Here is a 23,432-nt window from a genome sequence, read left to right on the forward strand (position 1 = left end):
ACCACCCGTTCGCCGCAACGCTTTTCCCGATGTGCCGTTTTCGGGCCCCTCGCGCGGTGGACAATAAGGGCATGACTCAGCAGGGGGACAGCTGGTGGGACAAGCTCTACGACGAGTCGGCGCCGGACACGGCCCCGACGGTCTCGGGTGACACGCTCGACGACCACTTCGACACGGCGACCCGCGCCACGACGGGTCCACCGGGCGGGCCGCCGCCCGATTCGGTGATCCCGACCGACGCGAAGAGCCCGACCCGCCCGGCGGGCCCGGACCCCCGGGCCGCGGCACCGGCACCGAAGAGCACCGCCCCGGAGCCCGTGCCACCGACCGCACCGCCCACACCGGTCGCACCACCCGTACCGACCGCCCCACCCACGCCGACCGCTGCCCCCGTTCCGCCCGCTCCCGTTCCGTCCGTTCCGCCCGTCCCGGGGCGAGCCCCCTGGGAGGCCGCCGAGACCGGGCCGCGGACCTTCCCCGCCCCGCCGGTCGAAGCGCCCACCGTCCAGGTGCCGGTGCCTCCCGACCCGCCGGAGCCGGAGAAGGACCAGGAGCAGTCGCCGGCCGCCCCCGACCACGCCCCGACCGTCCAGGTCGCCGTCCCCGTTCCCCGCCCCCGTACCGGATTCGTCGGCAGCAGGCCGCCCACCTACGAGCCCGAGCCCACCGCCCTGCCCGTCGCCCGCCCCGGCGAACTCGCCGACGTGGTCGCGGACACCGTCCTCGACGGCGCCCGGTACGGCACCTGCACGCTGCGCGCCGTCTCCGTGCGCGGCGACTCGGCCCGCTTCCGGGGCGAGCCCCGCCGCGACGCCCTCCTCACCGCCCGCTTCGGCCACGACGAGGCCGCGCTCGTCCTCGTCGCCGTCGCCGCCGGCTCCCGCGCCGCCGAGGACGCCCACCTCGCCGCCGCCGACGCCTGCCGGTGGATCGCGGAGGCCGTCTGCCGCAGCCACAGCCGGCTCTCCGAGGACGTCAGGTCCGGCCGCCGCGGCGACCTCAAGTCCGGACTGCACCGGCTCACCGACCGCACGTACGGCAAGCTGCGCGCCCGAGCCACCGAGCGGGGCCTGGCCCTCGACGAGTACACCGCCTCCCTCCGCTGCCTCCTCCTGCCCGCCGACCCCGACTGCCGCACCCGGGTCTTCTTCGGCGTCGGCGGCGGCGGGCTCTTCCGGCTCCGCGACGGCGCCTGGCAGGACATCGAGCCGCTGCTGCCCGAGCGGACCGCCGTCACCGGCGCCCCCGTCGTCGGCTTCGGCTCCCCGCCGGCCGCCCCGTCGGCCCCTTCCGCCCCGGAGGCGACCGAGGACGGCGACCGGCTGACCATGGACCTCGGCATCACGACCGCGCCGGGGCCGCTCGTCGAGGAGCCCGTGCCGCCGCCCGCCGAGCCGTTCCGCTTCCGCGCCTCCGTCGCCCGTTCCGGTGACACCCTGCTGCTCGCCTCGCCCGGCCTCGCCGAGCCGATGCGCGGCGAACCGGACCTCGCCCGCGAGCTGGCCGACCGCTGGGCCGGCGCGGAGCCGCCCGGGCTCGCCGCCTTCCTCGCCGACACCCAGCTGAGGGTGACCGGTTACGCCGATGACCGTACGGGGGTGGCCGTCTGGGAGGCGTGATCCGCCGGGCCGTGTGTTGATGGGACCATGGCCAAGCAGAACGTAGCGGAGCAGTTCGTCGACATCCTCGTGCGCGCGGGCGTGAAACGCCTCTACGGCGTGGTCGGCGACAGTCTGAACCCGGTGGTCGACGCGATCCGGCGCACCAAGGGGATCGACTGGATCCACGTCCGGCACGAGGAGGTCGCCGCCTTCGCCGCGGGCGCCGAGGCCCAGATCACCGGCGGCCTCGCCGCCTGCGCGGGCTCCTGCGGGCCGGGCAACCTGCACCTCATCAACGGCCTGTACGACGCCCACCGCTCCATGGCCCCGGTCCTGGCCCTCGCCTCGCAGATCCCGTCCAGCGAGATCGGCCTCTCCTACTTCCAGGAGACCCACCCCGACCAGCTGTTCCGCGAGTGCAGCCACTACAGCGAGCTGATCTCCAGCCCGAAGCAGATGCCCCGGCTGCTCCACACGGCGATCCAGCACGCCGTCGGCCGCGGCGGCGTCAGTGTCGTCTCGCTGCCCGGGGACGTCGCCGACCAGCCGGCCCCGGAGAAGGCCGTGGAGTCCGCGCTCGTCACCACCCGGCCCACCGTCCGCCCCGGGGACGCCGAGGTGGACGCCCTGGTCCGGATGATCGACGACGCCGACCGGGTGACGCTCTTCTGCGGCAGCGGCACCGCCGGGGCCCACGCCGAGGTGATGCAGTTCGCCGAGCGGATCAAGGCGCCGGTCGGGCACGCCCTGCGGGGCAAGGAGTGGATCCAGTACTCGAACCCGTACGACGTCGGCATGAGCGGTCTGCTCGGGTACGGCGCCGCCTACGAGGCCACCCACGAGTGCGACCTGCTGATCCTGCTCGGCACCGACTTCCCGTACAACGCCTTCCTGCCCGACGACGTGAAGATCGTCCAGGTGGACGTGCGGGCCGAGCACCTCGGGCGCCGCTCCCGGCTCGACCTCGCCGTCTGGGGCGACGTCCGGGAGACCCTGCGCTGCGTGATCCCCCGGGTCCGGGCCAAGAAGGACCGCCGTTTCCTCGACAAGATGCTCAAGAAGCACGCCGACGCCCTCGAAGGGGTCGTCAAGGCCTACACCCGAAAGGTCGAGAAGCACACCCCGATCCACCCCGAGTACGTGGCCTCCGTGATCGACGAACTCGCCGACGAGGACGCCGTCTTCACCGTCGACACCGGCATGTGCAACGTCTGGGCGGCCCGCTACCTCACCCCCAACGGGCGGCGCAGGATCATCGGCTCGTTCAGCCACGGCTCGATGGCGAACGCGCTCCCGCAGGCGATCGGCGCCCAGTTCACCGATCTGAACCGGCAGGTCGTCTCGCTCTCCGGTGACGGCGGCTTCTCCATGCTCATGGGCGACTTCCTCACCCTGGTCCAGTACGACCTGCCCGTGAAGGTCGTCGTCTTCAACAACTCCTCGCTCGGCATGGTCGAGCTGGAGATGATGGTCGCCGGCCTGCCCTCGTACGGGACGACGAACAAGAACCCGGACTTCGCCACCATCGCCCGCGCCGCCGGCGCCCACGGCATCCGGGTCGAGAAGCCCAAGCAGCTCGCGGGTGCCCTCAAGGAGGCCTTCAAGCACAAGGGCCCGGCCCTGGTGGACGTCGTCACCGACCCCAACGCGCTCTCCATCCCGCCCAAGATCAAGGCGGACATGGTGACCGGCTTCGCGCTCTCCGCCAGCAAGATCGTCCTGGACGGGGGAGTGGGCAAGATGCTCCAGATGGCGCGTTCCAACCTGCGGAACGTGCCCAGGCCCTGACCCTCCGCCACCACCCATGTATGCCGACGGTCCTGTGGGGCATGCATCCCCGTGAGCCTGTTCGACGCGACCACGGGTGGGGGGACATGACCGGGGAGGCACGACAGCCGACTCAACTGCTCAGAAAGGTGGGGTGCGCGGATCTCACCGCGGTGCCGGAGGTGCGGCACGCCCTGCGGGAACTGCTGCGGAAGTGGGGCGACCCGGGCGCCTCCGACGTGGCCGAACTCCTCACCAGCGAGCTGGTGACCAACGCCCTGGTCCACACCGACCACGGGGCCGTCGTGACCGCGACGGTCGTCCCCGAGCAGTTACGGGTCGAGGTCCGCGACTTCGTTCCCGGTCTGAAGGCGCCGGGCGCACCGCCCGCCGAGGACCGCACGAACGGCCGGGGGCTCGTCCTCGTCCAGGCCCTGGCCGACTCCTGGGGGGTCGAGGAACAGGGAGCGGGCAAGGTGGTGTGGTTCGAGCTGAAGGGCGAGGCGGCCTGAGCACGGACGGCACACAGACGGAACGGCGGGCCGCCCGAGGGAGGCCCGCCGTTCCGGGTGACGCGCGTACTGCTCAGCCGAACTGCTGCTCCAGGTCCTTGAGCTTGCGCTCCAGGGAGTCGAGCCGGGGCAGCGCCTGGGTGTCGTCCTCGGCGGTGAGGTCCACCGTCCGGGAGTCTCCCGTCCGGGGCTCATCGCCCCTCACGGCTTGCAGGGACGGCCGGGGGCGAAGCGGCAGCTGTCCGGGATCCGCTATGGCGGGCTCCACGACGGGTGCCTGGACGGCGCCCGCCGTGGAGCCCGACCCGGAGACCTGGGCGGGCGCCGTGCCCGGAACGGCCGTGGCGTTCAGCGCCGCCATCTCGACCTGGCGGCCGCCGCCGCGGCCGATCCCGAAGGAACGGTGCTGGCGGTTGATCGCCTTGAGCCGGGCCCGGTCCAGCTTCACCTGGTCCCGCCTGCGGATCCGGTTCTGCTCCTTCTCCTTGCGGTCCTCCCGCACCTCGTCGACCGCCTCGTCCAGGGTCCGCACGCCCTCCAGGAGCATCAGGGACCAGGCCGCGAAGGTCTCCCGGGGCGCCCTCAGCCAGCGGACGATCCGGATCTGCGGCAGCGGACGGGGCACGAGGCCCTGTTCGCGCAGCGCCGCCCGGCGGGTCTGCTTCAGCGCCCGGTCGAAGAGGACCGCCGCCGAGAGGGACATGCCCGCGAAGAAGTGCGGGGCCCCGTCGTGGCCGAAGCCCCTGGGCGCGTGCACCCAGTTGAACCAGGCCGCCGCGCCCGCGAACAGCCAGACGAGCAGGCGCGAGCCGAGGGCCGCGTCGCCGTGGCTGGCCTCGCGGACGGCGAGCACCGAGCAGAACATGGCGGCGCCGTCGAGGCCGAAGGGCACCAGGTACTCCCAGCCGCCGGAGAGGCTGAGGTTCTGGCGGCCGAAGCCCACGAGCCCGTGGAAGGAGAGCGCGGCCGCGACGGCCGCACAGCAGAACAGCAGGCCGTACGAGGCGAATCCGTAGATCGCCTCCTTGCGCCTGCGGCGCTCCTCGCTGCGTTCCCAGGAGTCCTCGGCCGGGGCCTGGTCACCGGCGCGCTTCCCGCGCGCGAGCACCGCCACCGCCGTCAGGACTCCGGCGACCATCACGCCGCCCGGGAGCAGCCAGTCCAGCGATATGTCGGTCAGTCTCATGCGGTGTCCCTTGCATCGCGGTAGGGCGTTCGGTCGCCCATACTGACCGACCCCGCGCGATGCTCACGCCGTTTCGGGGCAAGAGCACGCCATCGGGGTGCCGGTCCACGCGAATAGGGGCGATCTGGTCGAACAGCCTTGCAAGGGAGGGGAGTTGCGTTCGATTGACGCCACCCTTCCGGGTGGTGTGATCGTCAGGCGGCCGCGGTCAGCCGACGGACCCGGTCGGCGTCGCAGGTGCGCGGGCAGGTGACGCAGGTGTCCTCGGGGCGCAGCGTGTAGAAGAAGCAGCAGGTGGCCCGGTCCCGGGTGGTCAGCGGGGCGCCGTCCGACCCCTCGGCGCCGGGCAGCTCCCGGAAGCCCGCGGCCCCCGCGTACGGCTTGTACGGCTTGGCGGTGCCCGGCATGAGGAGGTCCAGCTCCTCCGTCGCGCGCCGCTCCTCGCCGAGCAGGGTGCCGACGTACCAGAGGCCCTCGACGATCTCGTCCGTCGCCATCCCCCACAGGGCCCGGCGGCCGCGCCGCATCCGGGAGCCGAAGCCGTCGAGGACCGCCTCGAAGTGCTCGGCGAGCGAGGAGCGCACCTCGGCCCGCAGCGCCTCCTCGTCGGCGACGACCCGGGCGCCGGGCAGGGCCGCGGCGGGGTCGTCCGGCAGGCAGGCGAACTCCTCGATCCGGACCGCCATGCGGCCGAGGGTGCGCTGGAAGGCCACGTTCCGCACGGGCAGGCGGGGGACCCGGCGGTGCAGGAACCAGGGGACGGTGACCAGGAGGCAGGCGGGCCAGGCGTAGCGGTGAAGTCCGAAACTGGCGACGACGTCGGGGCGGGCCCGGGTGCCGTAGTCGCGCAGCACCTGCTCGTCGTCCCAGGCCAGGAAGGCGTCCAGCTCGGCTCCGCCGGCCGCGAGCGCCTCGGCGCCGACCCAGCCCTCGCCGCGCGGCAGGAGGGCGCCCGGGGCGTGTTCCTCTATGCGCAGGTACGAGAAGACCTCGGCGAGGCGGGCGTAGGAGGCCGCGACGGGCGAGGCGGGCGGGGAGGACAGCAGGGCGGGGACGGTCATGCGGACCACCGAATCGCGATCGTTGGCAGGTAAGGCTTACCTTACCCGATTCGATCGGCTGTCTCACCACCAGCACACCGTTCCGACCTGCGAGGCGTCTCTCACACCCCTGACGGCGGCCCGTTCGCCTATGGTGCACAGAGGACCCGCGCGACGCGAGCCGGGACCGGCACGAGGCCCCAGGAGGACCCGGGTGGAGCAGGGAGCGGCGCGCGAGCGGACGACGGAGACCCCGTCCCCGGCCTCGCCCCCCGCCGACGCCGCGCACGGGGACCCGACGGACCCGGCCGGGACGGCGGACACCCGGTTCGTCCGCGTACCCGGCCAGGCCCGGGGCGGGGACGCGGCCCCGGACGCGCGCGGTGAGCACACCCACGGCGAGCCGGCCGGGCTCGTCCCCCGTTCCGTACGGCGGCACTCCGTGCGCGGGCAGGTCCTCGAAGCGCTCCGCACCGCCCTCGTCGGCGGCGACCTGGTCCCCGGCGAGGTGTACTCCGCGCCCGCCCTCGCCGAGCGCTTCGGCGTCTCCGCCACCCCCGTCCGCGAGGCCATGCAGCGCCTGGCCGTCGAGGGCGCCGTCGAGGTCGTGCCGAACCGCGGCTTCCGCGTCACCGAGCGCACCCCCCGCGAGCTGGCCGAGCTGGCCGAGATCCGCGCCCTCATCGAGGTCCCCGTCATGCTGCGGCTCGCCCGCACCGTCCCCGCCGCCCGCTGGGCCGAGCTGCGCCCGCTGGCCGAGGCCACCGCGACGGCCGCCGCCCGGGGCGACCGCGCCCACTACGCCGAGGCCGACCGCGCCTTCCACCGGGCCGTCCTCTCCCTCGCCGGGAACCAGCAGCTCCTCGCCGTCGCCGACGACCTCCACCGCCGCTCCCAGTGGCCCCTGATCAGCGCGCCCACCCTCCGCCACGGCGTCCTCGTCGCCGACGCCGCCGAGCACACCGCCCTGCTCGACGCCCTGATCGCCCGGGACCTGACGGTCGTCCGGGCCCTCGTACGGGAGCACTTCACCGGATCGGAGTGCTGAGCGCCCGGGACCACTAAGGTCGTGGGCGTCAGCCGCTCGCCCGTGCCGTCCGTGAGGTGTCCCCATGCCGTCCGCGACCCCGTCCCCGGCCTGGGACGGACGCCGGCCCACCACCGGTACGGAACCCGGGGCCACGGCCCTGCTCGGCTGGCTCACCGACCCCGACGCGCCCCGGCTCTGCCTCGTCACCGGCGCCCCCGGCAGCGGCAAGACGGCCCTGCTCGGCTGGCTCGCCGCGCACGGCCCGCGCTCCGGCCGCACCCGCCGCCGCCCCGCCCGGGTCCTCGTCCCGCTGGCCGGGCAGAGCGCCCTCGGCACGGCCTGGGCCGTCGCCGACCGCCTCGGCGTGGTCGCCGGCACCCCGGGCGACCTCGTCGGCGCCCTCGCCACCAGCGAGGCGCGGCCCACCGGCCGGGCCGTCCTCCTCCTCACGGACCTGCACGCCGCCGCCGAACCCGACGCGCTCGCCCGGCTGGTCACGGAGCTCGCGGAGGTGGGCCGGGTCCGGCTCGTGGTCGAGGCCCGCGACGACACCCCCGCCCTCGCCGCCCTGCGCGCCGGCCCCCGGGTCGCCGTCGTGGACCTGGACGGCGGCCCCGGCCCCCTCGACCCGGTCGAGGAGCCCGCCCGGCCGCTGCCGGACCTCTCCGACCCGGCGGCCGTCTGCGCCGCCGACCCGCTGCTCGTCACCACGGCGTACGTCACCGGCTCCGCCCCGGCCGGCGTGCCCGGCACCCTCGACGGGCCCGAACCCTCCGGCGAGACCGCCGACGGCCACGGCGGGCTGCGCACCGCCTGGATGCGGGCCGGGCAGTCGCTCTGCCGGGCCCAGCCCCCGGCGGACCGGGCCCTGGTGCTGCTCGCCGCGCTCGGCGACGGGGCCGACCCCCGGCTGCGCCCCACCCTCGCCGAGCTCGCGGCCGGCGCGCCCTGGCGGCTCCGCTGGGCCCGCCACCGGGGCGACCTGACCCCGCCCTGGCCGGGCCCCGTCACCGTCCTCGGCGCGGCGGGCGGCCCCCTGGAGGGCACCCTGCTCGTGGGCGACCGCACCGGCACCGTACGCCTGCTGCGCGAGGCCGACGCGGGCTCCGCCGGGCGCCTGGCGCACGCCGTCCCCGGCCGGATCACCGCCCTCGCGCCCGCGCCGGACGGCACGGTGCTGATCCTGGACGACCGGGGCCGGCTGCACACCGTACGGGGAACGGCCTCTCGGCCCCCGTACCTGGAGCGCCTCACCGAGGCGGTCTCCGCGACCCTCGCCCGCCATCCCGGCACGGCCCTCGCGGCGATCGGCGGGTCGGTGGTGGTGGGGGACCGGCTCGGCTCCGTGCACGCCTTCGGCCTCACCGGCCTCCACCAGGCGGCCTCCCACAGCGGCCGGGTCACGGCGGTCGCGGCGGTGGACTCCGCGACCCCCTTCGTCTGCTCGGGCGGCGCCGACGGGACCGTACGGCTCTGGACCCCGGGCCGCGACCCGGTCCCCGAACCCCTCGCCGACCGCCGCTCGCCGGTGGTCTCCCTGCACGCGGCGGAGACCCCGCACGGGCCCCTGGTCGCCGTGGCCTGGGGCGACGGGCTCGTGGAGCTGCACCGGCCGGAGGGCGGTCCGAAGCTCTCCTTCCGGCCGGGCCCCCCGGTCCGCGCCGTCGCCGTCACCGGCTCCGGATCCCTCCTCGTCGGCACCGACGAGAGCCTGCTGTGCCTCGCGGCGAAGAAGTGACGGGCTGTCAATAAGCTTTGAACGAAGTGACCTTCACGTGGCCGGGTGCGGGGCGAGCTGGGCCGCCAGCCAGGTCGGCACCCCGCCGAGCAGCCGGAACAGGCGCCGCGCCTCCGCCCGCAGCCGCCCGGCCTCCGGCTCCGTCTCCGTGGTCGCCAGGGCGGTGAGCGCCGGAGCCGTACCGACCAGGTAGCCCAACTCCTCGCGGATCCGCAGCGATTCGGCGAAGCCGTGTCGCGCCTCCGCCAACTCGCCCTCGCGCAGGGCGAGTCCGGCCAGGTGCCGCCACGTGGAGGAGAGCAGCAGCGAGTCGCCCTGGGCGGTGGCCCCCGCGTGCGCCCTGCGGTACGCGGCGCGGGCGGCCTGCGGGGAGTCGCCGAGGTTCTGGGCGACGAGCCCGCGCCGGAAGTCGAGCAGCGGCCGGCCCTCGGCGGCGGGGGCGATGAGCGCCGCCGCCCGGCCCAGGGCCATCCGGGCCTCGTCGGCCCGGTCGCGGACCCCGAGGAGGGTGGACGCGTAGGCGAGGTAGCCGCGTTCGCAGGCGGCGGCCCCGCGCTCCTCGTCCGTGCGGGCGACCGCCTCGGCCGTCCGCAGCGCCTCCTCGGCGTCGGCCCAGCCCTTCTCGGTGTAGAGGCAGCGCTCGATGAGCAGCGCGGCCCGTTCGAGCGCCACGGCCGGTTCGGCGGCGCGCGGCGCGAGCAGCGCGGCCGCGTCCGTCCAGCAGCCCCGGGAGCGGAGACGCCATACGGCGGTCTCCACGGGAGTCTCCTTGCCGTGGGCGAGGGACGGATCTTCGCCATCCCTTGATTCGGAACCAGACATGGCGGTATCCGCCACATTGCCCTCCCCGAGCGCGCCATCGAGCTGTTGAGTAAGACCCGCATCTCAGCACGAAGGGCCGCACCCGGCCAAGGGGTCGGGTGAAAGATTTCACAAAGGGGCGATCGGTGCGGTGACCACCCTTCGGGGCGTCCCCGACGACCCGTCAGATCGCCGCCGGGCCTGGGATCGGGCTCCGGCCGGGCCCGTCGACCGGCCCGGCCGGCTGGCCCCCACCAGCCCGTACGTCACTCCTTCGGACTCCTCCGAAGGAGTGAATTTCCGGATGTTCTTCCGGATGCCTTCCGGGTCTTCGCCGAAGGTGCTCAGCTCATCCGCAGGGCCAGGAAGAAGTCGAGCTTGTCCTCCAGGCGGGACAGGTCGCGGCCGGTGAGCTGCTCGATCCGGCCCACCCGGTACCGCAGCGTGTTCACGTGCAGGTGGAGCCGGGACGCGCAGCGCGTCCAGGAGCCGTCGCAGTCCAGGAACGCCTCCAGGGTCGGGATCAGCTCCGCCCGGTGGCGCCGGTCGTAGTCCCGCAGCGGGTCGAGCAGCCGGGCCGTGAACGCCCGGCGGACGTCGTCCGGCACGAACGGCAGCAGCAGCACGTGCGAGGCCAGCTCGTGGTGCCCGGCCGCGCAGACCCGGCCCGGCCGGGCCGCGGCGACCCGGCGGGCGTGCCGGGCCTCCTCCAGGGCCCCGCGCAGACCCTCCGCCGAGTGCACGGCCGCGCTGACGCCCAGGGTCAGGCGCCCGTCGTCGGCGAGACCGGCGGAGAGCGGGGCCCGTACGGCGGCGAGCAGCGCGTCCGCGTGCAGCCCGACGGCGGGGGCACCGCCCTCGTCCTCGCTCTCCGGCAGCGGCCCGGCCGCCAGCGGCACCAGCGCGATGGCCTCGTCCCCGCTGTGCGCGACGGCGATCCGGTCGGCGGACTCGGCGCCGATCGCCGCCGGGTCCACGAGGATCTCCTCCAGGAGCGCCTGCGCGACCGGGCCGCCGTCCACCGGGGTCCCCTGGCCGGCCTCCTGCTCCCAGTCCACCCGGGCCACGACGACCTGCCAGTGCGGGGCCGTGCCGAGGCCGGGCAGCAGCACCGGGGCGGCCACCCGCAGCCGGGCCGCGATCTCGGCGGGCGCGGCGCCCGTCTGCACCAGCTCCAGGACCTCCTGGGCCAGCCGGCGCCGTACCGTACGGGCCGCGTCGCGCCGGTCCCGCTCGACCGCGATCAGCTGGGTCACGCCCTGGAGCAGGTCCAGCCGGGCGGCGGGCCAGTCCCCGGCGTCCGCCTCGACGGCGAGCAGCCAGTCCGAGAGGACCGTCTCGCGCACGTCCCGGACGGCGGGGGCGGCGCCCCGGCCGGTGTTGCGGATCGGGAAGAGCGAGTACGTCGTGCCGCCGCCGGACACCCGGTGCGGGCCGCGCCGGCCGGTCCGGACGGCGGCCAGGTGCTCACCGGCCAGGGAGGCGGCGAGCCCGCTGTCCAGGGGCTCCCCGGCGCCCGCGATCCGGCGGCCGGTGGGGGAGAGGACCCAGGCCCGCAGGTCCAGGTCGGAGCCGAGCAGGTCGAGCACGACCTCGGGGCCGCCGCCCGCCGGTCCGGAGGTCATCAGACGCCGGTGCCGGTCCACGACGGCCGCCAGGTCCCCGGCCCGCTCGCCGGACACCTGTCGAACAACGTGCTCGGTGATCGTCGCGAACGCAACGGATTCGTTGACCGCGAAGAGCGGCAGCCGATGGCGCGAACACGCCTGTACGAGATCGTCGGGGATGTCCCCGAGCTCCGCCTCGCCCGCCGCGAGCGCCGCCACCCCGGCCGAGGCCAGGATCCGGGCGAAGGGCTCGGCGTCCGCGGGCTCCCGCAGCCAGGCCAGACCGGTCAGGACCAGCTCCCCGCCCGACAGGTAGCGGCTGGGGTCCTTGAGGTCCGTCGTCATCACGCCGCGGACGGTGCGGTCCAGCTCGTCCTCGCCGCCGAGCAGCCGCAGCCCCAGCGCGTCGTTCTCCAGCAGTGCGCGCAGCCGCATGGTGTCGCCGCCGTCCTTCTCGTCAGTGGTCGTGGGTGTCGCGTTGTCGTCGGTGGCGTGGTGCCACCGTTTCCAGGGGAAAACGGTGAGGTTTCCGTTCACCGTCTTTCGTTCGAATCTACAAGACGACGATGGGCGCCAGCCAACTCCTTCATGTTTTCGGTGACTGCACCCAGGAGAACGTGGGCTTGTGTACTAGGCCACACACCGCGTGAACAGCACATGAACAAGACGAGGGCCGGCCGTCTTCCCGGGCCCACCGCACCCCCCGATCATCCGATCACCTGAACCACTAGAAGAGAGCCACCATGGACTTCCTTCGCCCCGCCAGCTGGGAGGAGGCGCTCGCCGCCAAGGCCGAGCACCCCACGGCCGTGCCCATCGCGGGCGGTACCGACGTCATGGTCGAGATCAACTTCGACCACCGGCGCCCCGAGTACCTCCTGGACCTGAACCGTATCGAGCTGCTGAGCGAGTGGGAGGTCGGCGAGGAGAACGTCCGGCTCGGCGCCTCCGTCCCGTACACCCGGATCATGGAGAACCTGCGGGCCGAGCTGCCCGGCCTGGCCCTCGCCTCGCACACGGTCGCCTCCCCGCAGATCCGCAACCGCGGCGGCGTCGGCGGCAACCTGGGCACCGCCTCCCCGGCCGGCGACGCCCACCCGGCCCTGCTCGCCGCGGGCGCCGAGGTCGAGGTCGAGTCGGTGCGCGGCAGCCGCTTCATCCCGATCGACGCGTTCTACACGGGCGTGAAGCGCAACGCGCTGGAGCCCGACGAACTCATCAAGACCGTCCACATCAAGAAGGCGGACGGCCCCCAGCAGTACTCCAAGGTCGGCACCCGCAACGCGATGGTCATCGCCGTCTGCGCCTTCGGTCTCGCGCTCCACCCGGAGACCCGGACCGTGCGCACCGGCATCGGCTCCGCCGCGCCGACCCCGATCCGCGCCAAGGAGGCCGAGGCCTTCCTGAACGCGGCCCTGGAGGAGGGCGGCCTCTGGGACAACGGGAAGATCATCCCCCCGTCGGTCGCGAAGCAGTTCGCCGACCTCTGCTCGGGCGCCGCGAACCCGATCGACGACGTCCGGGGCACCGCGAAGTACCGCCGCCACGCCGTCGGCATCATGGCCCGCCGCCAGCTCGGCTGGACCTGGGAGCAGTACCGCGGCACCGGCCGCACGCTTGAGGGAGCTGCATAACATGCGCGTCAATTTCACGGTCAACGGACGTCCGCAGGAGGCCGACGACGTCTGGGAGGGCGAGTCCCTCCTCTACGTCCTGCGCGAGCGGATGGGCCTTCCCGGCTCCAAGAACGCCTGCGAGCAGGGCGAGTGCGGTTCCTGCACGGTCCGCCTCGACGGCGTCCCCGTCTGTTCCTGCCTCGTCGCCGCCGGCCAGGTCGAGGGCCGCGAGGTCGTCACCGTCGAGGGCCTCGCCGAGTTCGCCAAGGAGCGCACGGAGCACGGCTCCTGCGGCACCGGCTCCTGCGGCACCTCCCTCGACGCCGCCAAGAGGTGGGAGGCGAAGCCGGGACAGGACTCCCAGACCGGCGAGGGCGTCGAACTGAGCCCCATCCAGCAGGCGTTCATCGACGCCGGCGCCGTCCAGTGCGGCTTCTGCACCCCCGGTCTGCTGATCGCCGCCGACGAGCTCCTGGAGCGGCAGAGCGACCCGTCCGACCAGGACATCCGTGAGGCCCTCTCCGGCAACCTGTGCCGCTGCACGGGCTACGAGAAGATCCTCGACGCGGTCCGCCTCGCGGCCGCCCGCCAGGGAGAGGCGGTCTGACCATGGCGCAGAACACCCGTACCGTCCCCGCCGGTACGCCCACCAACGTCACCCAGAACCACACCAAGGGCGGCATCGGCGAGTCCACGCTCCGCCCCGACGGCACCCTCAAGGTCACCGGAGAGTTCGCGTACTCCTCGGACATGTGGCACGAGGACATGCTCTGGGGCCAGACCCTCCGCTCCACCGTCGCCCACGCCGAGATCGTCTCCATCGACGTCTCCGAGGCCCTGGCGATGTCCGGCGTGTACGCCGTCCTCACCTACGACGACCTGCCGGCCGAGATGAAGAACTACGGCCTGGAGATCCAGGACACCCCCGTCCTCGCCCACGGCCGGGTGCGGCACCACGGCGAGCCGGTCGCCCTGATCGCCGCCGACCACCCCGAGACGGCCCGCCGCGCCGCCGCCAAGGTGAGGATCGAGTACAAGGAGCTGCCGCTCGTCACCGACGAGGCCTCCGCGCTCGCCCCCGACGCGCCCCTCATCCACGAGGGCCGCGACGACCACCACGCCGGCCACGTCCCGCACCCCAACATCGTGCACCGCCAGCCGATCGTCCGCGGCAACGTGGAGGAGGCCCGCAAGCGGGCCGACGTGATCGTCGAGGGCGAGTACGTCTTCGGCATGCAGGACCAGGCCTTCCTCGGCCCCGAGTCCGGCCTCGCCGTGCCCGCCGAGGACGGCGGCGTCGACCTGTACGTCGCCACCCAGTGGCTCCACTCCGACCTGCGCCAGATCGCGCCCGTCCTCGGCCTGCCCGAGGAGAAGGTCCGCATGACGCTCTCCGGCGTCGGCGGCGCCTTCGGCGGCCGCGAGGACCTGTCGATGCAGATCCACGCCTGCCTCCTGGCGCTCCGCACCGGCAAGCCGGTCAAGATCGTCTACAACCGCTTCGAGTCCTTCTTCGGCCACGTGCACCGCCACCCGGCGAAGCTCCACTACGAGCACGGCGCCACCAAGGACGGCAAGCTCACCCACCTCAAGGCCCGGATCGTCCTCGACGGCGGCGCCTACGCCTCGGCCTCCCCGGCCGTCGTCGGCAACGCCTCCTCGCTCGGCGCCGGCCCGTACGTGGTCGACGACGTCGAGATCGAGGCCGTCGCCCTCTACACCAACAACCCGCCCTGCGGCGCGATGCGCGGCTTCGGCGCGGTCCAGGCGTGCTTCGCGTACGAGGCGCAGATGGACAAGCTCGCGGCGAAGCTGGGCATGGACCCGGTCGAGTTCCGGCAGATCAACGCCATGGAACAGGGCACGCTCATGCCCACGGGACAGGTCGTGGACTCGCCCGCCCCGGTCGCCGAACTGCTCCGCCGGGTCAAGGCCCGCCCGCTGCCGCCCGAGCAGCAGTGGCTCGCCGCCGGCGAGCAGGCCGACGTCCGCGCGCTGCCCGGCGGCCTCTCCAACACCACGCACGGCGAGGGCGTCGTCCGCGGCGTCGGCTACGCCGTCGGCATCAAGAACGTCGGCTTCTCCGAGGGCTTCGACGACTACTCGACCGCCCGCGTGGTCCTCCAGGTCATCAACGGCGAGCCCGTCGCCATGGTCCACACGGCCATGGCGGAGGTCGGCCAGGGCGGCGTCACCGTGCACGCCCAGATCGCCCGTACGGAACTCGGCGTCACGCAGGTCACCATCCACCCGGCCGACACCCAGGTCGGCTCCGCCGGCTCCACGTCCGCCTCCCGGCAGACGTACATGACCGGCGGCGCGGTGAAGAACACCTGCGAGGCCGTCCGCGAGAAGGTCCTGGAGATCGGCCGCCGCAAGAACGGCTCGTACCACCCCGCCTGGGCGACCGCCGAACTCCTCCTGGAGGGCGGCAAGGTCGTCACCGACGGCGGCGAGGTCCTCGCGACCCTCGCCGACGTCCTGGAGGGCGAGGACCCGATCGACGTCGAGCTGGAGTTCCGGCACCGCCCGACCGTCCCCTTCGACCTGGTCACCGGCCAGGGCGACGGCCACGTCCAGTACACCTTCGCCGCCCACCGCGCGGTCGTCGAGGTGGACACCGAGCTCGGCCTCGTCAAGGTCATCGAGCTCGCCACCGCCCAGGACGTGGGCAAGGCGCTCAACATGCTCTCCGTCGTCGGCCAGATCCAGGGTGGCACCACCCAGGGCCTGGGCGTCGCGGTGATGGAAGAGATCATCGTGGACCCGAAGACCGCGAAGGTGCGCAACCCCTCCTTCACGGACTACCTGATCCCGACGATCCTCGACACGCCGACCATCCCGGTCGACGTGCTCGAACTCGCCGACCCCAACGCGCCGTACGGCCTGCGGGGACTCGGCGAGGCCCCGACCCTGTCGTCCACCCCGGCCGTCCTCGCGGCGATCCGGAACGCGACGGGCCTGGAGCTCAACAAGACGCCGGTCCGCCCCGAGGCGCTCACCGGCACCCTGTAGGACCCTCCGGGCGGTACGGCCCGTCCCGGGAACGTCACCCTCCCCGCCCGTACCGCCCGGAGCCCCCCGCACCACCCCGTTCGTCTCGGGCCGTCCCCCGGGTCGTGCAGCCACGCAGCATCCCAAATCCCGCGGCTTCAGCCGGACCAGAACCCTTCGAAGTCCGACGCGGGTGCCCCTTTGAACCTTGGGAGTAGGCCCCATGACCCAGTCGTCAGTGGAGCCCAAGACCAGCGCCGAGGACGCGGGCTCCGGCTCGCGCAACCCCGCCGGCAGGTCTTGGCTCGACCGGTACTTTCACATCTCGGAGAGAGGATCCACCGTCGCGACGGAGGTCCGCGGCGGCGTCACCACCTTCATGGCGATGGCGTACATCCTCCTGCTCAACCCCCTGATCCTCGGCGGCAAGGACGTAGACGGCAATCTGCTCAGCCAGCCGGCGCTCATCACCGCCACCGCCCTCGCCGCGGCCGCGACGACCCTCCTCATGGGTTTCTGGGGCAAGGTCCCGCTCGCCCTCGCCGCCGGTCTCAGCGTCTCCGGCGTCATGGCCTCGCAGGTCGTCCCCGTCATGACCTGGCCGCAGGCCATGGGCATGTCCGTGGCGTACGGCGCCGTGATCTGTCTCCTGGTGGTCACCGGCCTCCGCGAGATGATCATGAACGCGATCCCGCTCGCCCTGAAGCACGCCATCACCATCGGCATCGGCCTCTTCATCGCGATCATCGGCTTCGTGAAGGCCGGCTTCGTCCACGAGAACCCCGCCCCGGGCGGCGGCCCCGTCTCCCTCGGCCCGGCCGGCGAGCTCCAGGGCTGGCCCGTCCTCATCTTCGCCTTCACCCTGCTGCTGATCTTCGCCCTCCAGGCCCGCAACATCCCCGGCGCCATCCTCATCGGCATCGTCGTCGGCACGGTCGTCGCGGTGGTCCTCAACGCGGTCGCCGACATACCGGCCAAGGCCTGGTTCTCCGGTCCGCCGGAGCTCGACGGCAGCGCGGTCTCGGCCCCCGACTTCTCCCTCTTCGGGGAGGTCTCCTTCAGCGGCTGGGGCGACGTCGGCTACATCACGATCACCATGATCGTCTTCACCCTGGTGCTCGCCGGCTTCTTCGACGCCATGGCCACCATCCTGGGCGTCGGCACCGAGGCCAAGCTCGCCGACGACAAGGGCCGCATGCCCGGCCTCTCCAAGGCCCTCTTCATCGACGGCGCCGGCGGCGTCATCGGCGGCGGCGCCGGAGCCTCCGGCCAGACGGTCTTCGTCGAGTCCGCCACCGGAGTCGGCGAGGGCGCCCGCACCGGCCTGGCCTCCGTGGTCACCGGCGGCTTCTTCGCCCTCTGCCTCTTCTTCACCCCGCTCACCGCGATCGTGCCGCAGGAGGTCGCCGCCGCGGCCCTGGTCGTCATCGGCTCGATGATGATGCAGAACGCCAAGCACGTGGACTGGAGCGACCGCTCCGTGGCGATCCCGGTCTTCCTCACCGTGGTCCTGATGCCGTTCACGTACACCATCACCACCGGTGTCGCCGCCGGTGTCATCTCCTACGCGGTGATCAAGACCGCCCAGGGGAAGGCGCGGGAGGTCGGGGCCTTCATGTGGGGCCTGACCGCGATCTTCATCGTGTACTTCGCCATCCATCCGATCGAGAGCTGGCTCGGCGTCGGCTGACGCCCCCACCGCCCTCCCCGCACCCCCAAGGAGAACCGAGATGCTGGACATCGCCGAAGAGCTGCACCGGTGGGTCGAGCAGGGACGAGCCTTCGCCGTCGCCACCGTGGTGGCGGTCGGCGGCAGCGCGCCCCGGCAGCCGGGCGCCGCACTCGCCGTCGACGGCGAGGGCACGGCGATCGGATCGGTCTCCGGGGGGTGCGTGGAGGGCGCGGTCTACGACCTGTGCGTCCAGGCCCTCGAAGACGGCCGGACCGTCGTCGAGCGCTTCGGCTACAGCGACGAGGACGCCTTCGCCGTCGGCCTGACCTGCGGCGGAATCATCGACATCCTCGTCACCCCGATCCGCGGCGGGGTCTTCTCCGCCGCGCTCGCCGCCGCCGTCGAGGGCGAGGCGGCGGCCCTCGCCCGGATCGTCTCCGGTCCCGACGACCTGCTCGGCAAGGCCCTCCTGGTCCGCCCCGACGGCTCGTACGAGGGGAAGCTCGGCGGCCACCCCGAGCTGGACCGCACCGCCGCCGGCGAGGCCCGCGCGATGCTCGACGCGGGCCGCACCGGCACCGTGGAGATCGGCGAGGACGGCAGCCGCTGCGGACAGCCCCTGACCCTCCTGGTCGAGTCCTCCGTCCCCGCCCCCCGCATGATCGTCTTCGGCGCCATCGACTTCGCCGCCGCGCTCGTCCGGGTCGGCAAGTTCCTCGGCTACCGCGTCACCGTCTGCGACGCCCGGCCCGTCTTCGCGACCCCGGCCCGCTTCCCCGAGGCCGACGAGGTCGTCGTGGAGTGGCCCCACCGCTACCTGGAGTCCACGGAGGTGGACGGCCGGACCGTCCTGTGCGTCCTCACCCACGACGCCAAGTTCGACGTCCCCCTGCTCCGGGTCGCCCTCCGGCTTCCCGTCGCCTACGTCGGCGCGATGGGCTCCCGCCGCACCCACGTGGACCGCAACGAGCGGCTGCGCGAGGTCGGCGTCACCGAGATCGAACTCGCACGGCTGCGCTCCCCGATCGGCCTCGACCTCGGCGCCCGCACGCCGGAGGAGACCGCCCTCTCGATCGGCGCCGAGATCGTCGCCAACCGGCGCGGCGGCACCGGCGCCTCCCTCACCGGCGCCCACACCCCGATCCACCACGACGGGCCCCGGGGGCCGCTGGGCCGGATAGGGTCCGTGGCCTGACCCGAGGACCCTCCCGCGGGCCGCTGGTGGAGGTGCACTCCCAGGACCTGCCGCCGCCCCCGGGCGCAAGGCGCTCCTCGGGCCGCCCGGCCCCGGGCGGCAAGACACCCTCCGGGGCCCGTCCGGTCATGATCCGCCGGACGGGCCCCGGGGCGTCCGGCCCGGACCGATCGCGGCCTCGACGTGGGCGAGGTGGGCGGCGAGGATCTCCTCGAACGCGGCGGGACGGTCCGCCCCGAGGGGGCGCATGTCGCGGGCGAAGTGGGCCAGGGCGGGGAAGCGCTCGGGGTCGGCGCCGAGCACCGCGACGCGGAACAGCTCCATGCCCTGCTCGTACTCCTCCGGGCCGATCGTGCCGACTCCGGCCTCGGAGGCGATCAGCGCGGCGACGAGGACCGCGATCCGGTGGTAGTGCGCCGGGATCTCCTCGTCGGGCAGTCCCGCCGCGCGCAGGGCCTGCAGCACCTCCTCCATGACCAGCCGGGAACCGGCGCCGCCCGACGCGTACCGTCCCCAGATCGCGGCGAGCTCGGGCTGCCGGCCGAACGCCTCCCTCACGCGCAGGGCCAGGGCGGTGATGCGCTGCTTCCAGTCGCCCTCGGCGCGGTAGCCGTCCATGGCGGCCAGGAGGATCCGGTCGGCGACCGCGCGCAACAGTTCGGTCTTGCTGCGGAAGTGCCGGTAGAGGCTGGAGGAGTCGGTCCCGAGGACCGCGGCGAGCTTGCGCACGCTGAACGACTCCGCGTCGCCCGTGCGCAGCAGTTCCGCCGCCGCATCCAGGATCTCCTCGGTCGACCAACGCCTTCGACCCGCCATTCCACTCCTCTCGCCAACTCTCACCCTAACGCATGCACTTGGCGTTGCACGCACCGCGTGCATAATGAGGGCAAGCGTGTGCCGAGCAGAGCGAAAGGACGCATGCCATGAGGACCTCATGGAGTCCCGCGGCGCTGGACGCCGCCCTCGAGAACGTCCACCGTGCCGGAATGCCGGGCCTGTTCGCCGAAGTGCGCGAGGGCGACCGGGTCTGGCGCGGGGCCGCCGGGGTGGCCGATACCGCCACCGGCCGCCCCGTCACCGCCGACATGCGGCACCGGGTCGGCAGCGTCACCAAGACCTTCACCGCCGCCGCGGTCCTGCGGCAGGTCGAGAGCGGCCGGATCGACCTCGACGCGCCGATCGGGCGGTACCTTCCGGAGCTGGTCCCCGGGGAGCGCGGTGACGCGATCACGGTCCGCATGCTGGTCAACCACACCAGCGGCCTCGCCGAGTACCTCCCGTACGCCTACCCCTCCCTCAAGGCGTTCCCCGACCTCGCGAACACCGGGCCCCAGAGCCTGGAGGACCACCGGTTCACCCGGTTCGACCCCGTCGAACTGATCGGGATGGGGGTCACCGCACCCGCCGTCGGCACCCCGGGCGGCACTCCGGGGGTGTACTCCAACACCAACTACCTGCTCCTCGGCCGGCTCCTGGAACGGGTGACCGGCACGACGGCCGAGGAGTGCATCACCCGGGACGTCATCGAGCGCGCCGGGCTCCGGGACACCGGATTTCCCACCGGGCCGTACGTCGAGGGGCCGCATTCCCTCCTCTACGAAGCGTGGTTCGGCATGATCGACCCGCCGCGCGACCACAGCGTCCAGGACATGTCGTGGGTGGGCCCGACGGCCTCCCTGATATCGACCGTCGCGGACCTCAACCGCTTCTACGGCATGCTGCTGGCCGGGGAGATCGTCGGCCCGTCGTCGCTGGCGCAGATGCGGCGCACCGTCCCGGTCGTCTCCCAGGAGGGGAAGCTGATCGACTACGGCCTCGGCCTGTACCCGATGGAGGCTCCTCCCGGGCGGGACGTCTTCTGGGGGCACGGAGGCACGGTCTGGGGCGGCGGAACGCTGGCCGCGATCCGCGCCGACGGCAAGCGGCGGATGGCGGTCGCGGTCAACATGCAGAGGTGGAACCGGCTCGACTCCGCCGGCAGGCCGCGGGCCCGTCCCCTCGACGACGCGCTCGCGGCCTTCCACCGCGTGGCGATGTACGGCTGACCGGCCCGGCGACGGGCGCCCTCTCCGGGATCAGGCCGGATCCACCGGAAGCGCCTCCCACGGGGGAGGCGCGAGCCGGTCCGTCCAGGCGGCCAGGGCCTCGCCGTCCACGCAGACGATCCCGCACGTGGCCGCGTACTCGGCGGCCGGCGCGGTGAAGGAGCTGGTGGTCACGACCACGGCCACGTCGGCCCCGTGGACGGTGAAGCAGGTGCCGCCGAACCGCTGGAGGTCCTGGGAGCCCACGCGGTGGTCCTCCGCGTACTGCTTGCACTGGAGTATCACGCGCCGCCCGTCCAGGCTCGTCGCGATCACGTCGGCGCCCAGGTCGCCCGCGCCGCCGACCACCTCCACGGGGGTGCAGCCGTCCCGCGCGCAGAGCGCGGCGACCGTGTGCTCGAAGCCGTCCGGGTCCACCGCCGTGTGGTCCAGCGCCTCCGTCCCGACGTCGGGCACGTCCGGGGCCGGCGCGGCGGGCGTACGGAGGTCTCCGCGCCTCCCGGCGGGCGCCGCGCCCCGCCGGAACAGGGCGAGGGCCACGCCGAGCGCCCCGAGGGCGGCGAGCGCCACCAGGAGGGCGGCCGGCACGCCCGAGCCCCGGTCCCCGGCCGCCCCGGCGGTCTTGAGGAAGAGCGCCAGCCCCCCGACGCACGTCCCCACGAGCCCGATCACGAGCACCAGATCGCGCCCGATCGCCGCGGGGCGACGCCGGAGCGCACCCCTGTCCTCCCCGACGGATCCCATCGGCCCCTCCCTCCCTCGCGTACGACCCTGCCCGTGCGGCCCCCCGCCCACAGCCCACCCGGCTCCGCACGCGCCGCGCCCCCGACCCGCGAGGGGGCCGGGGGCCGCGGCGCGTGCCGGCCCGGAGGGTCAGCGCTTGAAGGCGTCCTTCGTCTTCTCCTTGGCCTCCCGGGCGTCGCCCTTGGCGCGCTCGGCGCGGCCCTCGCCGGCCATCCGCTCGTTGCCGAGCGCACGGCCCGTCGTCTCCTTGATCGAGCCCTTGACCTGCTCGCCCTTGGCCTTCATCTTCTCGTTGCCCGACATGTCGGCTCCTCTCCGAGAACCTGGAAAACCGTTGCCTTGGTGGAATGCCGCATAACCGCGAACCGGCCCCCGAAACGGGGCCGGGGGTTCCGGACCGCGATAATCGCCGTGGGCCACGCGCGCGTGCGTACGGCCGACCATCCCGAGGACGAAGGGCCGACGATGCTGAAAGAGGGCCGGCGAGTACGGCTCGCGGTGGACCTCAGGCTGGCCGGCGAGGTCGTCCCGGCCGGCGGACCCGCGGCGGAGACGGGCACCGGGGCGGGCTTCCTGGCCCTGGCGGCGGGCGTCGGGGGCACCGTCGAGCGGGTGACGGACGAGGACCGCCCCCCGGGCCCGGAAGTACGCGAGTACGAACGGCTCAAGTCCCTCCTGGACGACTTCGGCCACCAGATGCCCCCGGCCAGCAGACGGCAGCTCGAAGAGCAGGTCACCGCCCTGGAACCGGCCTGGACCGCCCACCTGGAACGGAAGCTCCGCACGACCGTCCGCGTCCGCTTCGACAACGGCTTCGTCCTCGACGACGCCCCCGGGGACCTCTTCGCCCCCGCCTGACGGGCCGCCCGGTCAGCGGGCGTCCTCCCCGACGCCGGTCGAGAGGGCCACGTGACGCCATCGGTCGAGTTCGCGCCGCACCAGGTCCAGCTTCGCCTCGACGCGCTCGACCGCGTCCGCGCCCAACTGCAGCCGCAGGGGAGGCTCGGCGGCCTCGGTGACGTCGACGACGGCCCTGGCCGCCTTCGCCGGATCGCCCGGCTGGCGGCCGTCGTTCCGGGCCAGCGCCTCGCGCACCGGCCCCGCGCCGAGGGCGTAGTCCTCGATGACGGCCGGCTCGACCCGGAGGCTGGAGGCGCTGAGGAAGTCGGTGCGGAATCCGCCCGGTTCCACGATCGTGACGCGCACGCCGAGCGGGGCCAGCTCGCCGTGCAGCGCTTCGGAGACGCCCTCCAGGGCGAACTTCGACGCACCGTACAGGCCCGCCGCCGGAGCGGTGGCGAAGCCGCCCACGGAGCCGATGTTCACGACGTGCCCGGACCGTTGGGCGCGCAGCGTCGGCAGGGTCGCCCGCAAGGTGTTGAGCACGCCGAACACGTTGACGTCGAACAGCGCCCGGACGGCCTCGTCGGAGGTCTCCTCGATCGCGCCCACCAGGCCGTGACCCGCGTTGTTGACCACGACGTCGATCCGGCCGAACTCCTTCAGACCCGACTCCACCGCGGCCGCCAGCTGCTCCGGCCGGGTCACGTCCGCGCTCACCGCCAGCAGTCCGTCCGGCTTCTCCTCGTACGCGCGGAGCACCGCCGACGCGTCCCGCGCCGCGGCGATCACGCGATGCCCGCGGCCCAGCGCCTCGCGGGTGATCTCCGCGCCGAGCCCGCGCGAGGCACCCGTGACAAACCAAACACCCATGTTCTCCCACCGTCCGATCGCCTTGTGGCCGACGTCCCGACGCTAGGACTTGGAGTGTTGTCGAAGTCAACAGGGTGGTGACGGAAGGACGTTCGCGGATCCCGCGCGCGAGGCCGTCGCCCGGCCGCGGTCGCGGCGGGAGCCGGGCGGGCGGGCGACGGCCGGGGCGGG

Annotated in this window: 20 protein-coding genes; 12 read left to right on the plus strand and 8 right to left on the minus strand. The window is 73.8% G+C overall.

The annotated features are described in order from the left end of the window. Positions 1 to 29: 29 nt before the first annotated feature. The 3 genes from CP977_RS27055 to CP977_RS27065 all read left to right on the plus strand — a co-directional run bounded on the left by CP977_RS27055 (position 30) and on the right by CP977_RS27065 (position 3,880). Positions 30 to 1,619 (plus strand): protein phosphatase 2C domain-containing protein, encoded by a 1,590-nt coding sequence (locus CP977_RS27055; protein WP_183953355.1) that lies wholly within the window; start codon positions 30 to 32, stop codon positions 1,617 to 1,619. A gap of 27 nt (positions 1,620 to 1,646) precedes the next feature. After that, entirely contained in the window at positions 1,647 to 3,389 is a 1,743-nt protein-coding gene (locus tag CP977_RS27060; RefSeq protein ID WP_152370968.1) for a pyruvate dehydrogenase, read from the plus strand. An 86-nt stretch (positions 3,390 to 3,475) separates the two neighbouring features. Next, positions 3,476 to 3,880, plus strand: coding sequence for an ATP-binding protein (locus CP977_RS27065; RefSeq protein WP_062751633.1), 405 nt, complete (start codon positions 3,476 to 3,478; stop codon positions 3,878 to 3,880). Between the two features lie 73 nt (positions 3,881 to 3,953). Here the strand turns inward: CP977_RS27065 and CP977_RS27070 are convergent, their stop codons facing one another. After that, entirely contained in the window at positions 3,954 to 5,066 is a 1,113-nt protein-coding gene (locus CP977_RS27070; protein ID WP_062751632.1) for a DUF2637 domain-containing protein, read from the minus strand. A gap of 194 nt (positions 5,067 to 5,260) precedes the next feature. Beyond that, positions 5,261 to 6,127: a (2Fe-2S)-binding protein gene (locus tag CP977_RS27075; RefSeq protein WP_062756786.1), complete on the minus strand. Its 867-nt coding sequence runs from the start codon at positions 6,125 to 6,127 to the stop codon at positions 5,261 to 5,263. A gap of 193 nt (positions 6,128 to 6,320) precedes the next feature. On the opposite strand from CP977_RS27075, the gene CP977_RS27080 reads away from it, so the two are divergent. Beyond that, positions 6,321 to 7,154 carry a GntR family transcriptional regulator gene (locus tag CP977_RS27080; protein ID WP_062751631.1) on the plus strand — a complete coding sequence of 278 codons (834 nt, stop codon included), beginning with the start codon at positions 6,321 to 6,323 and terminating at the stop codon, positions 7,152 to 7,154. Between the two features lie 64 nt (positions 7,155 to 7,218). Continuing rightward, the gene (locus tag CP977_RS27085) at positions 7,219 to 8,874 is read left to right on the plus strand and encodes a WD40 repeat domain-containing protein (protein WP_109184299.1); all 1,656 of its coding nucleotides are present in this window, start codon (positions 7,219 to 7,221) and stop codon (positions 8,872 to 8,874) included. 33 nt (positions 8,875 to 8,907) lie between these two features. On the opposite strand, the gene CP977_RS27090 is transcribed toward CP977_RS27085, so the two are convergent. Together CP977_RS27090 and CP977_RS27095 are read right to left on the minus strand one after the other, a co-directional pair. Continuing rightward, the gene (locus CP977_RS27090) at positions 8,908 to 9,696 is read right to left on the minus strand and encodes a hypothetical protein (protein ID WP_152370969.1); all 789 of its coding nucleotides are present in this window, start codon (positions 9,694 to 9,696) and stop codon (positions 8,908 to 8,910) included. A 323-nt stretch (positions 9,697 to 10,019) separates the two neighbouring features. Continuing rightward, positions 10,020 to 11,717 (minus strand): PucR family transcriptional regulator, encoded by a 1,698-nt coding sequence (locus CP977_RS27095; RefSeq protein WP_062756785.1) that lies wholly within the window; start codon positions 11,715 to 11,717, stop codon positions 10,020 to 10,022. Between the two features lie 308 nt (positions 11,718 to 12,025). On the opposite strand from CP977_RS27095, the gene CP977_RS27105 reads away from it, so the two are divergent. The 5 genes from CP977_RS27105 (at position 12,026) to CP977_RS27125 (ending at position 18,759) form a co-directional block, all read left to right on the plus strand. Continuing rightward, positions 12,026 to 12,916, plus strand: a complete 891-nt coding sequence (locus CP977_RS27105; protein ID WP_062751628.1) for an FAD binding domain-containing protein — start codon at positions 12,026 to 12,028, stop codon at positions 12,914 to 12,916. Position 12,917: 1 nt separating this feature from the next. After that, positions 12,918 to 13,505 (plus strand): (2Fe-2S)-binding protein, encoded by a 588-nt coding sequence (locus CP977_RS27110; protein ID WP_062751627.1) that lies wholly within the window; start codon positions 12,918 to 12,920, stop codon positions 13,503 to 13,505. Positions 13,506 to 13,507: 2 nt separating this feature from the next. After that, on the plus strand, positions 13,508 to 15,913 hold the full coding sequence (gene pucD / locus CP977_RS27115) for a xanthine dehydrogenase subunit D (protein WP_062751626.1): 2,406 nt from the start codon (positions 13,508 to 13,510) through the stop codon (positions 15,911 to 15,913). A gap of 202 nt (positions 15,914 to 16,115) precedes the next feature. Next, a complete protein-coding gene (locus tag CP977_RS27120) occupies positions 16,116 to 17,582 on the plus strand; it encodes an NCS2 family permease (RefSeq protein ID WP_062751625.1) in 1,467 nt (488 codons plus the stop codon). Between the two features lie 40 nt (positions 17,583 to 17,622). Further along, positions 17,623 to 18,759 carry an XdhC family protein gene (locus CP977_RS27125; RefSeq protein ID WP_152370970.1) on the plus strand — a complete coding sequence of 379 codons (1,137 nt, stop codon included), beginning with the start codon at positions 17,623 to 17,625 and terminating at the stop codon, positions 18,757 to 18,759. Positions 18,760 to 18,885: 126 nt separating this feature from the next. Here CP977_RS27125 and CP977_RS27130 read toward each other — a convergent pair whose 3' ends face one another. Beyond that, positions 18,886 to 19,575, minus strand: a complete 690-nt coding sequence (locus tag CP977_RS27130) for a TetR/AcrR family transcriptional regulator (protein WP_062751623.1) — start codon at positions 19,573 to 19,575, stop codon at positions 18,886 to 18,888. Positions 19,576 to 19,682: 107 nt separating this feature from the next. Between CP977_RS27130 and CP977_RS27135 the strand changes: the two genes are divergently transcribed. Beyond that, on the plus strand, positions 19,683 to 20,804 hold the full coding sequence (locus CP977_RS27135) for a serine hydrolase domain-containing protein (protein WP_152370971.1): 1,122 nt from the start codon (positions 19,683 to 19,685) through the stop codon (positions 20,802 to 20,804). 30 nt (positions 20,805 to 20,834) lie between these two features. Here the strand turns inward: CP977_RS27135 and CP977_RS27140 are convergent, their stop codons facing one another. Together CP977_RS27140 and CP977_RS27145 are read right to left on the minus strand one after the other, a co-directional pair. After that, complete coding sequence (locus tag CP977_RS27140) at positions 20,835 to 21,548, minus strand: restriction endonuclease (protein WP_152370972.1); 714 nt, start codon at positions 21,546 to 21,548, stop codon at positions 20,835 to 20,837. A gap of 129 nt (positions 21,549 to 21,677) precedes the next feature. After that, entirely contained in the window at positions 21,678 to 21,851 is a 174-nt protein-coding gene (locus tag CP977_RS27145) for a CsbD family protein (RefSeq protein WP_079130969.1), read from the minus strand. A 162-nt stretch (positions 21,852 to 22,013) separates the two neighbouring features. Between CP977_RS27145 and CP977_RS27150 the strand changes: the two genes are divergently transcribed. Further along, complete coding sequence (locus tag CP977_RS27150; protein ID WP_062756783.1) at positions 22,014 to 22,406, plus strand: hypothetical protein; 393 nt, start codon at positions 22,014 to 22,016, stop codon at positions 22,404 to 22,406. A gap of 12 nt (positions 22,407 to 22,418) precedes the next feature. Here the strand turns inward: CP977_RS27150 and CP977_RS27155 are convergent, their stop codons facing one another. After that, positions 22,419 to 23,261 (minus strand): oxidoreductase, encoded by an 843-nt coding sequence (locus tag CP977_RS27155; RefSeq protein ID WP_062751621.1) that lies wholly within the window; start codon positions 23,259 to 23,261, stop codon positions 22,419 to 22,421. Positions 23,262 to 23,432 lie beyond the last annotated feature (171 nt).

This window comes from Streptomyces cinereoruber (assembly GCF_009299385.1).
In the GTDB taxonomy this organism is placed as follows: Bacteria; Actinomycetota; Actinomycetes; order Streptomycetales; family Streptomycetaceae; genus Streptomyces; species Streptomyces bikiniensis.